The organism is Brenneria sp. g21c3 (assembly GCF_040240345.1).
Lineage (GTDB): Bacteria > Pseudomonadota > Gammaproteobacteria > Enterobacterales > Enterobacteriaceae > Brenneria.
Genome location: NZ_JBEIAB010000012.1, coordinates 1 through 15,232 on the forward strand (window position 1 = coordinate 1; position 15,232 = coordinate 15,232).

12 protein-coding genes are annotated in these 15,232 nt (G+C 58.4%); all 12 read right to left on the reverse strand.

The window, feature by feature from the left end; translation table 11 throughout:
• Positions 1–138 precede the first annotated feature (138 nt).
• Positions 139–2,943 carry a T6SS effector BTH_I2691 family protein gene (locus ABRZ28_RS16500; RefSeq protein WP_330520933.1) on the reverse strand — a complete coding sequence of 935 codons (2,805 nt, stop codon included), beginning with the start codon at positions 2,941–2,943 and terminating at the stop codon, positions 139–141.
• A gap of 347 nt (positions 2,944–3,290) precedes the next feature.
• Positions 3,291–4,775 (reverse strand): cellulase family glycosylhydrolase, encoded by a 1,485-nt coding sequence (locus ABRZ28_RS16505; protein ID WP_330520934.1) that lies wholly within the window; start codon positions 4,773–4,775, stop codon positions 3,291–3,293.
• A gap of 233 nt (positions 4,776–5,008) precedes the next feature.
• A complete protein-coding gene (locus ABRZ28_RS16510; protein ID WP_319602314.1) occupies positions 5,009–6,592 on the reverse strand; it encodes an ABC transporter substrate-binding protein in 1,584 nt (527 codons plus the stop codon).
• Between the two features lie 32 nt (positions 6,593–6,624).
• Complete coding sequence (locus ABRZ28_RS16515; protein WP_319602313.1) at positions 6,625–7,611, reverse strand: ABC transporter ATP-binding protein; 987 nt, start codon at positions 7,609–7,611, stop codon at positions 6,625–6,627.
• Entirely contained in the window at positions 7,608–8,633 is a 1,026-nt protein-coding gene (locus tag ABRZ28_RS16520) for an ABC transporter ATP-binding protein (RefSeq protein ID WP_319602312.1), read from the reverse strand. The genes ABRZ28_RS16515 and ABRZ28_RS16520 overlap by 4 nt, the downstream gene beginning before the upstream one ends.
• Entirely contained in the window at positions 8,630–9,535 is a 906-nt protein-coding gene (locus tag ABRZ28_RS16525; protein ID WP_319602311.1) for an ABC transporter permease, read from the reverse strand. Before ABRZ28_RS16525 ends, ABRZ28_RS16520 begins: the two co-directional genes overlap by 4 nt.
• Positions 9,532–10,506, reverse strand: a complete 975-nt coding sequence (locus ABRZ28_RS16530) for an ABC transporter permease (protein WP_319602310.1) — start codon at positions 10,504–10,506, stop codon at positions 9,532–9,534. Before ABRZ28_RS16530 ends, ABRZ28_RS16525 begins: the two co-directional genes overlap by 4 nt.
• A gap of 43 nt (positions 10,507–10,549) precedes the next feature.
• Positions 10,550–11,311, reverse strand: coding sequence for an SDR family NAD(P)-dependent oxidoreductase (locus ABRZ28_RS16535; RefSeq protein ID WP_330520935.1), 762 nt, complete (start codon positions 11,309–11,311; stop codon positions 10,550–10,552).
• Positions 11,295–12,356: a ketopantoate reductase family protein gene (locus tag ABRZ28_RS16540; RefSeq protein WP_330520936.1), complete on the reverse strand. Its 1,062-nt coding sequence runs from the start codon at positions 12,354–12,356 to the stop codon at positions 11,295–11,297. Before ABRZ28_RS16540 ends, ABRZ28_RS16535 begins: the two co-directional genes overlap by 17 nt.
• The gene (locus tag ABRZ28_RS16545) at positions 12,353–13,054 is read right to left on the reverse strand and encodes a creatininase family protein (protein WP_330520937.1); all 702 of its coding nucleotides are present in this window, start codon (positions 13,052–13,054) and stop codon (positions 12,353–12,355) included. The genes ABRZ28_RS16540 and ABRZ28_RS16545 overlap by 4 nt, the downstream gene beginning before the upstream one ends.
• Before the next feature lie 13 nt (positions 13,055–13,067).
• Positions 13,068–14,036 carry an isoaspartyl peptidase/L-asparaginase family protein gene (locus ABRZ28_RS16550; protein ID WP_319602306.1) on the reverse strand — a complete coding sequence of 323 codons (969 nt, stop codon included), beginning with the start codon at positions 14,034–14,036 and terminating at the stop codon, positions 13,068–13,070.
• A complete protein-coding gene (locus tag ABRZ28_RS16555) occupies positions 14,033–14,992 on the reverse strand; it encodes a MurR/RpiR family transcriptional regulator (RefSeq protein ID WP_330520938.1) in 960 nt (319 codons plus the stop codon). Before ABRZ28_RS16555 ends, ABRZ28_RS16550 begins: the two co-directional genes overlap by 4 nt.
• Positions 14,993–15,232 lie beyond the last annotated feature (240 nt).

The window sequence follows — 15,232 nt, forward strand, 5'->3', positions numbered from 1 at the left end:
TCGCCAAATCGGCTTCCGTGACGCGACTACTATAACTATCATCATGAATATCAAGTTGGCGGCGGGTATATTTTACGTTGAATCGCGCCTCGAACAATTCCTGATGAAGCTCCTTGGGGTTAATCACTTTTTCATTTCTCATAGGGTTTCCTTTAACGCCTTTTCCAGATTGACCCACTGCTCGTCATAGCCGGCAAATGCCGGTTTTTGACCAAAATGGCACTGAGTACACCAGACCTGCAAGTCATCATCAGAAAACAGCGCCACGATAACCTGCAATAACATCAGTCCTGCCTGCGCCTGCCAGGAGGCTAGTTTCCCCAACAGTCGCAGCGCGCCGGTACGCGTCATAAACTTGCCGGCGATTTTTTTACCGTATCTTGACAAAGCATCGGCCCCCCCCGCAATTCTCTCTCCGCGCCCGTAAATAGAGGCCAGTTCGCCGGCGGCGGAAAGAAACGCTCCCAGATATTTTAACGCCCCCGCGCCATCCGCCACCCCTTTGACAAAATAGAAGCACGCCATGCCAAAACGATTTTGGCTCAGTGATTTTTTGACATTCATACCGTCAAGCATCACCGTCAATACCGATGCGGCACAGCCGACAAAGGCGCCGAATAACTTCATACTCTCGATAGTGACTTTGGCCGCCTTTTCCCCTTTTTCCAGCGCCGGCAACAGCAGGTCGCTGAGCACCGACATCATGCTTAGCCCGCTGGCCGCCAGCGCTGCTTTGCTTTTCCAGTCATCCTGCTTAAGCTGGTTGTATAGATAGCTGACGTCCAGCGCATTGAAAAACAGCATCAGCAGTCCGACGCGCGACACCTTCAGGGTATTTCTCCCCTCGTCTGTGCCGGAAAACTCCGCCCAACTACTCTTCAGTTTTTTATACTTTTCTAACCTTTCACCGCCCTCCGGCAAAAATTCCTGATTGGCGCTCAGATCATGCAAAATTTGCCGGCGCAGGTGCGGCATCTCCTGCAACTGAACCTCGAAAAGGCGCAGCGTATGCTCCAGCGGTACTCCGGCTCTGACGGAAAAAATGGTCTTGTAAATCATCGTGACATGATTATCAATATGCCCGCCCAGGCGGGTAACGTTAAAGATGCGATCGCCTACCGAGGCCATAAACAGATCCGCTTTTCTAAATTGCCGGTTTATCAAGTCGAGGTTATCCGGCGGATTTTTGGCGGACTCTTTCAGTGAGTTGGAGACAAAGTCGGAAAAATTTTTCAGATCGCCGGATTTCGCCAGCGCGGCATTCAATGCCGCCAGCGTGGTCGGCGCCGAATCGTCTTTGGCGTTCTTAGCCGAGGCCAGCAGAGCTTCAAGCTCATCTTTTATCTGCGGATTATTGCCGGCGACCTGGTTCCAGATGAGATTGGCGTCGCTGCCGGTGCTTTGCTCATCAACCCAACGCTCAATCAGCGCCTGCCCCTGTGGGACGTTGCCGATACCGTACAAGGCCACGCTGACGATATGGCAGTAGTTAAAATTATCGAGAAATTCCGTCGTCTTATAATCCTGCAACGTAACGATAAATAACTCCGCTTCCAGCCAGTGCAGAATATTTACCGCCCGCTCATCAAACGCCTTCTTCAGCGACGCGCTGAATGCATCGGCGCAACGCACGAAGTTTTCCCGCTGCGCGTTGTTCAGCCGCGACTGATATTTCCGCCAGCTTTGATGTCGCAGTTCGGCCGAACGTGTCGGATTACCCGCTAACCATATGTCCACCGATTTTTTTAGCTCGGCAAATTTCGCGCGTCGATCTTCCGCGCTGTTACGACGCAAGAGACCGCGTTGTTGAATGTAGCTATCCGGCACTTTCTGCTGATACCACTCATCCACCCTGTCGCATTCGTACAACAGTTGTTGCCGCATCGCCGGCTGGTCGGCATAACGGGTGCGAATGGCGGCACGCTCTGCCTCTATTTGCGCCGGCATGTCCACCGGGCTTGCCCTTCTGTCGCGAATCGACGTCAGCCTGGTCTGCGCCGCATCACTAACCAGCCCCTGCACCATCAGCAGGTCGCTGTGGGTTTTCAGCTCCAATTCCCGCTCATCGGAAAATTGCGCCTGGCGCCCGGCGATATCCATACACCAGCCGTTCAGCTCATGCACGATGCCGACGGCATCCCACAGCGGCAGCAATAAGGGCGCGCAGGGCGAACCGTCTTTTTTCTTGCTGCGGCTCAGCATTTTCTGCGCGGTATCCCGGCTTTTACCTTGTCGCTCCGACGCCCAGGGATAGAGTGTGGAAATACTTTCCAGCACTCTTTGGTCGTACCTATAGTCAGGACCATTGGCTTTGACGACCGCGCTTATCGCCCTCTGCGATGCGGCGGAAGTGATGCTGGGCAGTAACCCGGCGGAGCTGATATCCTGGTAATCAATCACGCTTTGCAACGCGTCCGCCGTCGCTTGAGCGGCGCCGGCCTGTTGCGGCTGATTAATCCATCTGGACGGCTGGATTTTCTGCATCCGCTTATTACGCGCGCGCTCATCCTGCTGATAGCGCGTCATCGTCGCGCCGCTCCATTGATATTGACTGAACGCGACCCATACATCCCCGCACGTATCAGGCTCCGCGATGCAAAAAAATTCAACCATAGCGGGATCATGCTGTGTCGCATCGCATGCCGGCGCATGTTGAGCTATGGGATTGCCAGGATGGCTTTGCAACCATAACGATCCATTCGGCGCAATACTGTAGCACTGCCAGTCATTGACGCCTTGCGCGCGTTTGGCATAAAAAACATACAAATAACCTTGACGCAACGCTCTCAGGGCATAATGGTCGCCATTTTCCAGCGGTACCCCGGTCAACGGCTCGCTTTGCGCCCAGGCAGGCAAACGGGTGGAGATGGTTTTAGGCACGACGGCATAACGCACCGGCAGGATTGCCAGTCCGGTGGAAATACATTGGCTGTTACAAATCATGGTAGAGTCCTTTCCTATTACCGCTCACTGATTAAAAATTTGCGCTTGCGCCACTACAGTCCAGATCCTGTACCGGGCAGGCAGCACCATCCATGATAAGGAATATGCCTTTGGGATGACGAGATTCTGCGCCATACGGTTTCCTTTTCATGTCCATTGAGGAAATTTATGGCGCGCATTATGCATAAAAAACCGGCAGTCTGACAAGCGGTCTTTTTAATAAAAAATAAAGTAAAATCAAATAATTAAAAACAAAATAATATTTATAATAATTATTATCAAGTGAAGGATCAGGCGGCTCTCGCAGCCTGATCCCGGTTGATGATGGAAAGAATAAACTGCGGCGCCTAAGGCTCAATTCCCCATATCAACGCGCCTTTATGATACACGGTCACCTTATCCCAGTCGGTAAAGGTGGCGATGTCTTTCTGGTAGGAATAATCATTGGTTTCGTCATAGCGGCTCCAGTCGGCCGGGTGAATACGCACCTGCACTTCGCCGCTCTCCGCGCCGGGTGGAATTTCCCCGGCTTCGCCGCTGAAAGAGACTTCCACATAGCGATTAGCCCGCTCGCCGCCGTCGGGCAACGCCGCCGTGGCGACGATAACCTGGTCCGCGCCGATATCGGCCCAATCGACATAGCGTTGATCGGCTGATTTACCATCGTCATTGAAATAATAACGCACCTTCAGATCGGTCAGATTGATTGCGGCGTCGCCGGTATTTTTGATCTTGAACGCCAGATGAATGGCGTTATCGGCCGGGTCGCTGTTTCTATTGATATATTGCAGCGTTACCTGCGCGTCGCCGTTTTCCGGCTCGGTCGGCATCGCGTCGTCCTCGCCGAGCAGCCGCTTTCTGACGAATTTTCCCGAGGTGGTCAGATCGGCATCCGTCCAGCCCCCGGTTGCGCTCGCCCCCGGTACCAATGCAGACGACATCTCCGCCTTGTCCGCCAGCGACCAGTTAACCCAACTGATGCCGCGTTCGTTGAGAAAATCAAGCCAAACCCGCGATTCCGCCAGAAAAGGGCCTTTATCGCCCGCCGCCTCGCTGGTTCCCCATTCGCTGACAAAGACAGGAACGCCCCGATTCAGGGCATCATCGAGCCGTTCGCGTAACGACAGCTTATGCGTGCCGGCATAGAAGTGCAGGACATACATGGTGTTTCGATCCGGCAGCGGATTGTCGGCGGCATCCTGTATATCCTGGCTCCAGTTGCCGGTGCCGACCAGAATGATGTTATCGGCATCTTTCGCCCGTATAGTCTGCGTCAACGCCAGCGCGTAAGGGCGAATCCGTTCGTTCCAGGTGACGTCGCCGTTCGGTTCATTGGCGATTTCATAAATCACATTCGGCGAATTGCCGTACAATTCGGCCATTTCGTTGAAAAAGGCCTGCGCCTGCGTTTTATATTTGTTCGGATCGCCATCCGACAAAATATGCCAGTCGATAATAACGTAAAGACCGAGACTCTGCGCCGCCTCCACCGCTTCTTTCACCTTGCCGGCCACCGACGGGTCGCTAATATAACCGTCCTCCTCCGTATACATCGCCAGCCGGAATACCGAGATCCCCCAGTCGTCGCGCAGCCATTTCATCGCATCCTTATTGACGAATTTACCGTACCATTGCAAACCGTGTGAGCTCATTCCCCGCAGTTGCACCGGCTTGCCGTGCGCATCAACCAACTTGCCGTTGGCGATGGATAATTGTCCGTGAGTCTGTACCGGTGTTTCCGTCTTCGCCGGTAATGCCCAGGCAAAGCCGCACAGCGCCACGACCAGTAGCGCCGACAGCTTGCCGCCGACATTTTTTTTGACGCGTTCCATCCGCATACTTCCTTCTCCTTTGTGGTCATACCCGTAACTAGCGGTATATATAAAGACAAATAGCGCCATCAGGCGCCGCGCATAGGCCGCGGCAAATCGCCTTCGCCGGCAAACACGCTATGTCAGGATAGGAAACAAGGTCGAAAAAACCTATAGGATGAAAGCTAAAAGGACGAAAAGCGGCGAATACGCCGCTTATCCGCAAGATTATATCGCCGTTATCGACGCCGCTTTTATTTTTTCGCCGCGCGATGGATAAAGAACGGCAACGTTTCCTCATCCACGCGCGGCGTAAAGGTTACGCTATCGGCGCGAGACGCCCACACCGACGACAGTTGCACCACCGGAATAATATCGTAGTTCTCCAGCGTCGAGGTCATCGCCTGCTGGAACAGTTGGCTGCGCTGGTCGTTGTCCAGCGTACGCATGGCGGCGGCGATCAGCTCATCGCTCTTCGGGTTGGAAACGTGCGAGACGTTGAAAGCCCCCAGGCCTTTGCTTTTGTCATTGGTGTGCGCAATCGACGACAGCGTATAACCCGCCTCACCGCTGACCGAACCCCAGCCGGCCATGGTCATGATATAGTCGCCGCGCGTACGCGCGGGAACAAAAACGGTACGCGACAGCGCGTTAACCTGCGTATCGATGCCGATGCGGGCAAACATCTGCCCCAGCGCCGTGCAGGTTGCGCCATCGCCGGGGAAACGGTCGCTGGTGCAGTGCAGCGGGAGTTTGAAGCCGTCGGGATAACCCGCATCCGCCAGTAGCTGACGCGCCCTGGCGACGTTGTACTCAAGTTTCGGCGGCGTGGGCAGCGCGCCGAAGAATTTATCGTCAATCAACTGATAGGCCGGCTTGGCGAAGCCTTCCAGCGCGCGTTCGGCAATCGCCGTACGATCGATGGCCAGCGACAGTGCCTGACGCACCTGCGGTTTGCTCAGCGGATTGACGTCCAGCGGCTTGCCGGACTTGTCCGTAACCAGATTGCTCTGCGCGCGCTGATCCGGGTAAAGCAGGAATACATAGATCGACTGCCCCTGTACGACGCTGACATCACGGTTACGGCGCATTTTCTCCACATCGGAGAACGGGACATAGTTCACCACATCCACCCGTTTGGACAGCAGCGCGGCCACGCGGGCGGCATCGTTGGAAATTTCGGTGAAAGAGACTTTGTCCCAATCCGCTTTTCCGCCCCAGTAGTCGTCGTTACGTGTGACGTCAAAACCGGTTCTGGCTTTAAAACCGGCGAATTTGAACGGCCCGGTGCCAATCGCCGCTTTGCCGCTGTTGAAATCCTCCACCGTCGCGTTGCCAATCGAATGCGGCAGGATGCTGACCCGCGCCAGATCCTGCGGCAGCGCGGGATTCGGCACGCTGGTCGTGACCTGTACCGTTAACGGCCCGGTCACCTCGACATGGGTGATATTGCGGGTATTAATCACCAACCCGCCGTCGGGGCCGGCGGCGCCCGGCACGCGATCCAGCGAGAATTTCACATCTTCCGCCGTCAGCGGTTCGCCGTTATGGAATTTGACGTTAGGACGAATGGCGAATTCCCACGTGGTGTCATTAATGGGTTTCCAACTTTCCGCCAGCCCCGGCGCAATTTGCAGATTTTCATCAAACGTGACCAGCGCTTCATAAATATTTTTCACGGCGGCGATTTGATGCCCCAGCGCCATATAGTGCGGATCCATCGCTTCCGGGCCGGCGCGCACGCCGATTTTCAGATCTTGCGCCTGCGCGCCGCCGACGGCGAGGGAGACAGCCAGCGATAACGCGCTAATCAATGTCCTGGATTTCACAGCTACCATAATGCCTACTCCTAAATGAAGAATGGGACCGTCTAAGTATTGAGATGACAAGCGGAAAAATGCCCCGCCTCCACCTCACGCAACGCAGGCTCCTCCTGAGAGCAGCGCGCCATCGCATGTGGACAGCGGGGGTGAAACTTACAGCCTTTCGGCGGCGACAACGGCGAAGGAATCTCCCCTTTGATGGGAATAAAGGTCTGGCGCCGGGAGTTCAGCGTCAGCATGTTGCTTAAGAGCGCCTGAGTATAAGGATGATTGGCGCGGCCAAAGATGGTTTCCGCCGGCGCCAGTTCCACCAGTTTGCCGAGATACATGATGGCGACGCGATCGCTCAGATGGCGCACGACGCCCAGATCGTGACTGACAAACAGATAGGTCAGTTGCAGGCGTTCGCGCAGATCCATAAACAGATTGATCACCTGCGCCTGAATGGATACGTCCAGCGCGGCGACGGCCTCATCGCACACCAGAAACTCCGGCTGCATCGCCAGCGCGCGCGCAATACCGATACGCTGGCGCTGGCCGCCGGAAAACTGATGCGGGAAACGGAAACGATAGGCGGGATCGATGCCGGCCTGATTCATCATCTCGCAGACGTACTCATCCTGCTCGCCCGGCTTAATCAACCGATGGTATAGCGGCCCTTCGGCGATAATGCGGTTGATGCGGTGGCGCGGATTCAGCGAAGCGTAGGGATCCTGAAAAATCATCTGTACCCGGGTGGTCAGCTTCACTTCCCGGCGCCCCTGCGTCACGGCGACCGGTTCGCCGCGATAGGTCACATTGCCCGAGGTCGGGGCATGAATACCCGCCATCACGCGCGCCAGCGTCGACTTGCCGCAGCCGGACTCGCCCACCAGTCCCAGCACTTCGCCTTGCCTGATGCTGAGCGAAACGCCGTTGACCGCATGGACTGTCGGAACCTCGACCTTGCGCCCCAACAGGCGGGCGATGCGTTGTTCCATCGACAGCGGCAGCGGAAAACGCTTATCGACGTTATTCATCTCCACCAGATTCATAGCCCGGCCTCCCTTTCGAGGGCATCGCGTTCAGCCGCGCGGCGAGGATGAAAACAGCTCGCGGTCTGGCCATCGGCCCAGCGCTGTTGCGGCGGCGGTCGTCGGCAGATGTCGCTCGCATACGCGCAGCGGGTGCGAAAAGCGCAGCCATCATCCAGCCCCAGCAGCGAAGGCGTCATCCCCGGGATCGGTTTGAGGGGCTTGCCCTGCTCGCCCTGTCCCGGCAGGGATTCAATCAGGCCCAGGGTATAAGGGTGAGCGGGATGATCCAGCACCTGATCGGTGGAGCCGGATTCCACCACCCGACCGGCGTACATCACGCAGATATGGTCGGCCAGTCCGGCCACCACCGAGAGGTCATGGGTGATCCAGAGCAGCGCCACGCCCTCATCCCGCGCCAGCCGTTGCACTTCGGCCAGAATCTGGCCCTGAATCGTCACGTCCAGCGCCGTTGTCGGCTCATCGGCGATAATGACGTCGGGCCGATGCAAAATGGCGGTGGCGATGGCGACACGCTGGCGCATCCCGCCGGACAGTTCATGCGGGTAGGCGCGCAGCCGTTCATCCGGCGCGGGAATGCCGGCTTTGACCAGCGCCGCCCGCGCCCGCTGCATCGCCTGCTTGCGCGGTACGCGCTCATGCACGGTGATGGCTTCAATCATCTGATCCGCCACCCGCATGACCGGGTTCAATGTCATCATCGGATCCTGGAAAATCATCGCCATACGCACGCCGCGCAGCGGACGCAGCGATTTTTCCGATAATCCCACCAATTCCGTGTCGCCAAGGCGAATACTGCCGCCGTGAATTTTCCCCGGCGGATCGATGAGTCCCATAATGGAAAAACCGGTGACGCTTTTGCCGGAGCCAGATTCGCCGACCAGTCCCAGGATCTCGCCGCGGCGCAGCGCGAAATCCACGCCGTTGACCGCTTTGATGGCGCCTTGCTCCGTGCTGAAATACGTTTGCAGGCCACTGACGCGCAGCACTTCTTCACGATGGCGTTCTGTGTTTGCGTTCATTTGTTCAACCTCGGATTCAGAACATCGCGCAACTGGTCGCCGACCAGATTGATCGCCAGCATCAAAATCACCAGCGTGACGCCGGGATAAACGCTCATCCAGTAACGGCCGCTGAGCATATACTCGAAGCCGCGATAAATCAGACCGCCCAGCGAAGGTTCGGTAACCGGCAGTCCGACGCCCAGAAAAGAGAGCGTGGCCTCCAGCACAATCGAGCTGGCGATCTGCACCGACGCCACGACGATCAGCGGCGGCAGCACGTTAGGCAGCAGATGGCCGAACATGATGCGTCTGGCGGGCAGCGGCAGCGCGCCGGCGGCTTCGATATATTCCTTCTGCCGTTCGGCAAGCGCCGCCCCGTGTACCGTGCGGGCAAAGTAGGCGTACTGCGCCGCGACCAGCGCCGCTATTACCTGAAATTGTCCCTGCCCCAGCATCGCCACCAGCACCAGCGCCAACATCAGCGGCGGGAAAGAGAGTTGCAGATCGACGATGCGCATCAGCAGCGCTTCGGCGCGCCCGCCGACAAACCCCGCCATCAGGCCGATTAACGAACCGATAATCATCGCAGCCAGACCGCTGATCAGTCCGATCGTCATGCTCAGCCGCATGCCGTAGACGATGGCGCTGTAGAGATCGCGTCCGTCGGCATCGGTTCCCAGCACATGCACATAGCCGCCGCTGCCAATCGAACCGGGGCTGAGGCGGGCATCCGCCAGTTCCAGGATCGACTGATCGAACGGGTTTTGCGGCGTGATCCAGGGCGCGAAAAGCGCCATTAGCACCGCGATAACCAATACCAGCAGCGCCAGACAGGCAATCCGGCTGCGCCGGTAATTACGCCAGACTTCCCGCAGATAGCTTTCCCGCCGCAGCGGGGTGCGTTGAGTCACGTCGCTCATTTTCGGCCCCCAAGGCGAATACGCGGATCGAGCAGGGAATACAACATGTCGACCAGTAAATTGATGACGACGAACATCGCGGCCACCAACAGCAGATAGGAGACCACCACCGGCTGGTCCAGCGTGCGAATGGAGTCAATGACCAGTTTGCCCGCTCCCGGCCAGGAGAAAATGGTTTCCGTGACCACGGAAAACGCCACCATGGCGCCGAATTCCAGTCCCAGCACCGTCGTCAGCGGGATCATAATGTTGCGCATAACATGACGCAGCAGGATGCGCATCGGCGGCACGCCCTTGGCGCGGGCAAATTTGACATAGTCGGACAGGATCGCTTCGCGCACGCCGGCGCGGGTCAGCCGCACAATCAGCGCCAGCCGGAACAGCGCCAGATTGACGGCCGGCAGCAGCAGATGCGCCCAGCCGTCCAGCGTCAGCACCGACCACGGAACGCCCAATACCGTCACCGTTTCGCCGCGGCCGCCGGAAGAGAACCAGCCCAGCTCCACCGAAAAAATCAGGATCAGCATCAGTCCCATCCAGAATCCCGGCACGGAAAACGCCAGCACGCTGCCGCCCATAATGCTCTTGCTCAGCCAGGCGTCCGGGCGATAGCCCGCATAGATACCCAGCGGGACGCCGATGATGATGGTCATCGCCATCGCCACCACCGCCAGTTCAAGCGTGGCGGGCAGGTACTCCAGGATCAGCCCCATCGCCGGCACGTTATAAATAAACGACAGGCCGAAATCGCCATGCAGCGCATTTCTCAGGAAGAACAGATATTGTTCCCACATCGGCTTATCCAGCCCGTAGCGCGCAATGGTCGCCTCGCGCAGCGCCTGATCCGCCTGCGGATTGATCAAAATGTCTATCGGGTTGCCGATGGCGTAAACCGCCATAAACACCAATATCGACATCAGCAACAGCACCAGAAGCGACTGCCAGGCTCGTACGGCAAAAAAACTCAACATATCGTATCCTTCACGGCGCGCCTTAGAGGAATCGGTTCGGTCGTCATTTGCCGCCGTCTACCGTTAACGTTTGCCCGGTGGTCCAACCGCTATGCTCCGAAGCCAGAAACAGCACCGCCGGCGCGATATCGCCGGCGACGCCGGTACGTCGCAGAGCGATCCCCTCGACCAGCGCCTTCTGTCCCTCGGCGCCGTAGGCCGCCCACTGACGTTCGGTGGTGGGATTGGAACGGACAAATCCGGGCGCCACCGCGTTAACCGTAATGCCATAAGGCCCGAGCTCATGCGCCAGTTGTCGCGTCAGCGCGACTTCGGCGGCCTTGCTGGCGGCGTACGCCTGGATGCCTGTCAGGCTGACGCCCAGCCCGGCGATGCTGGAAATGGTGACGATGCGCCCCCACCCTTTGCGCTTCATCGCGGGCGTCACCGCCTGCGAGAACCAGAACATGGCGTCGCTGTTGACGGCGAATATTTGCCGCCAGGCGTCTTCGCTGACGGCCTCAATCGGATGCCCCGTCTGACCGCATACGCCGCCGGCGACATTGATCAGCACATCGACCTCGCCGACGCCGTCGACAAAACGCTGTATTTCCTGACGCTGCGACACATCCACCACCGCCGTTTGGACGTCGGCGTCCGGCGCCTGCGCGCGGCAAAACGCCAGCGTCTGCGCCAGCCCGGCCGCATCAATGTCGCACAGCCATAATGCCGCGCCCGCCTGCGCCAGATTGCCGGCGATCTCGCGGCCAATGCCCTGGGCCGCGCCGGTCACAATGGCCTTGCGCCCATCAAACCTTATCTGCATAACGTCTACTCCTCTGGGCCGCCGCGCGCAGGACTTTCAGATTTCCCCAGGCGCGCGGAAGTCCGTCTTCACAGGCATGAATCAGTTCTATCAGTCGATGGGTTAACGGCGCCGCGATGCCATGACGCTGCGCGGCATCCAGAATCGGCCCCAGTTGGGCATCCACTTCGGTTTTACGCCGACGTACCGCCAAATCCCGCCAGATGCCGCTGTGCGTTTTCGTCGAGCGCCGGTTATGCGCCGCCATCGCGTCCAGACTGGCATAGGCCAGCGACAATGGCGCGTCGGGGAGATACGCCGCGGGTTCGAAGCCGTCAAACGCTTCCATGACCACCTGTTCGGCGCTGGCCACGGCGGCGATTTCTTTGCCGAGCAGGATGAAAACGTCGCGGTAATCCTGATGATCCAAGCATTCACAGATGGCGCCATCCGTCAGCGCGGTGGCATACAGCATGGCGCCATATACCAGTTTGCCCCACAGGTATCCCCAGATATTGTCCGTCAGGATCGCCCGATCATCGAAGGTCTGTAGCAATGCATGTATCTGTCGGACCCGCGCGCTGGATTGACCGTCCAGCTCGCCCACCACCACCGCCGCGCGGCCGCCATACAGAATATGACCGGGAGAAAGGTAATCGGCGCCGAAATTCACAAAGCACCCCAGGGTCCGTTCCCGCCTCAGCACGCCGGCGATCACCTGTTCATTCAGCCCGTTCTGGGCCGATACCACCACGCCGTCGTCCGCCAGAAACGGGCGCAGTTGCCGACAGGCTATCGCGGTGTGGTGCGCTTTCACCGCCAGAAATACCCACTCGTAGCACCCTTGCAGATCGTCCGGCGTATAAGCGCGCACGGCCAGATGCTGCTCGCGGATCGGACCTTCGATATAAAGCCCGTCGTGATTCATGGCATCGACATGGGCCTGTTCCCGATCGACAAAAACCACCGGGTAGCCGGCGGCGACAAAGGCGGCGCCCAGACTGGCGCCGATAGCCCCCGCGCCCCAAATCAGAATAGGTCGTTGCCGACTGATCATCACCGTCATGCCCAGCCGTCCTCCAGCAGTTGACGCGTCTCATCGACCGCCACCTGCCATAGTTGCCCCATCGTCTCATCCGGCTTCTGGTAATCGCCGCCGTAATTGCCGTCGCCCAGATAGCCGCGCGTTTGCGCAGGATCCAGCAGACGCAGGCGATCGAGATCGATCATCGCTTTTGCGACCTCCGGCGATGGCGCGTGCGCCAGGCGGGTAATGGGAAAGTTTTCCATCCACGAAGCGTGCGACGCCACCGGATCGATTTCTTTGACTTTTGCCCATGTTTTCGGCGCATTCCACCAGTTGTGAAAACGCACGCGATGGCCTGCATGTTGCGCCGCCCACTCCTGAGCAACCGCCGCCGCGGGCTGATTGCCGCCATGACCATTCAGGATCATGATGCGCCGGAAGCCATGCGCGGACAGACTGTCCAGCAGATCGGTGATCAATGCGGCATAGGTGGATACCCGCAGCGAGATGGTGCCGGGATACGCCATAAAGTAAGGCGCCAGCCCGTACGGCACCGCCGGATAAACCGGAACGCCCAGCGGCTCGGCGGCGGCGACGCCGACTTCCTCGGCCAGAATGGCGTCCACGCACAGGCTCAGATAGGCATGTTGCTCGGTACTGCCGATCGGCAGCACCACGCGGTCATCATGCCGCAAATAATTTTCAATATGTTGCCAGTGACAATCGCGGATCCTCATCTTCCCTTTGCTCCTAACGATAGATAGCGACAAACAGCGGCTGACCGATACGGGCATAGCCGCGATACATGCCGGCGGTATTAAACGGCAGAGCCACGTTGCCCGCGGCGTCGACGGCAATCAGCCCGCCCTGTCCGCCCAGTTTGATCTGGTTCTCATGGATCACCCGTCGGCCGGCTTCTTCCAGCGTCAATCCGGCATAGCGCATCAGCGCACAGACGTCGTAAGCCGCCACGCCGCGAATGAATGTTTCCCCGGTGCCGGTGGTGGCGACCGCGGCGGTACGATTGTCCGCATAGCAGCCCGCGCCGATAACCGCGCTGTCGCCCACGCGGCCCGGCGTTTTATTGGTCATCCCCCCGGTGGAATTGGCGGCGGCGAGGTTGCCGCGCAGATCGCGCGCCACGGCGCCGACGGTGCCGAATTTGCTGCGCGTATCGATGGGCTCGCCGGTATTGGTCAACGCCTCTGCGTCATGATCCAGCAGCAGGCGCATGCCGCCCAGTTTCTGCACTTCATGCAGTTGTTGCAGACGTTCGGGCGTGGCGTAATAACTTTGCTCCACCATCGCCAGTCCGGCATCGCGGGCGAACGCATCGGCGCCCGCGCCGGTCAGCAGGACGTACTGCCCGGACGCCATCAGCGCCCGCGCCGCTTCAATCGGGTTGCGCACATGGCGCAGTTGCGCCACCGCCCCGGCCTGGAGCGACTCGCCATCCATAATGGAAGCATCAAGCTCATGGTCGGCGGCGCTGGTGTACACCGCGCCTTTGCCGGCGTTGAACAGCGGACAATCTTCCAGTTGCCGAACCGCCTGCGTCACCACATCCAGCGCGCCGGCCCCGTCGGATAATGCCGCCTGCCCGACGCGCAATACCTCGCGCAGGGCGTCCTCATACGCACGCGCCTTCTGCGGCGTGATCTTGGCGCGGTTAACCGTTCCGGCGCCGCCGTGGATAGCCAGGATTGCATTTTTGCTCATTCTGCGTTGTTCCCCTTTCGCCGCGGGCGGCGGCGTTTTTGATTATTCGCGCGGTCTAACGATTCAGCGGCTCCCCCTGCCGGTTGATCGAGATAGAAATAAGGCAGCAGTTGTCCGGTCAGCTCGGCCGCGCTGTTTAACCCTTCCGGGGTACGGTGCGCCATCGCGGCGGCCAGCGCCTCAATCAAGGCAATCGGGGCGACCATCGAACTGGAAAGCAGCTGATGTTCCGCCGCGGCCAGCAGCGTGTGGTCGGCCAACCCGACCAGCGGCGAGCTCGGGCGATCGGTCAGCGCCAAAATCGAGGCGTTACGCGCGCGCGCAAAATGCATAATGCGGATCATGTCGGCGGAATAGCGCGGAAACGAAATCGCCAACAGCAGGTCCGGTTCGCCGATCTTCTGCAAATGGTGCAGCGCCATTTCCGCGCCGCCGTAGCTCGCCAGAGCATGGATATTCTGGCAATAGGCGGAAAAGCGGAAAGCGGCGATATTGGCCAGGTGAATACTGGTTCCCAGGCCAAAGCAGTACACATTGCGAGCGGAGGTGATCATGCGGATAGCCTGCTCGAGGCCGCTGCGGGTGCCGTGATCCCGCGTCTGACCGATGCTGGCCTGCGCGCCGGACAGCGATTCATCCACCACCTCATCCAACGGCGCATCGCGTCCCAGTTCGTTACGTAGCTTTTCCACCGGCGCCATCGACGGTTTGAATACCTGAAAAAGCGCATGGCGAAATTCCGCATAGCCGGAATAGCCCAGCGCGACCGCAAAACGGTTGGCCGTCGCGATGGAAACGCCGGTCGCGGCGGCCAGATTTTCGATATTGCCGGAGGCGACCTGAAACGCATTTTCCAGCACATAGTTGGCCAGTCGGCGCTGCGCCGCCGGCAGGCTGGGCGCAACATAGGCCACCTGTTTGATGACCTCGGCTTCCAGATAATGCGATGTCGTCATCGGTTTCACCTGTTTGAGTCGCTATGTGAAAAATATAATTCACAAATCTTCAATCTATGAAAAATTATTTTCTTATGTTAGACAATAATTGGCTAATGAAATTTATTTTTCAATTAAATTAAAGAGTTAATAATGTAAATAACTTCCCGCCTAAAGGAATTAGGAGAAAATAACCGCTCATACCGATTTAAAGCGATGCCGCCGGGCCGTTTTCCCGGTAACGGCGGGAATGACGGATTC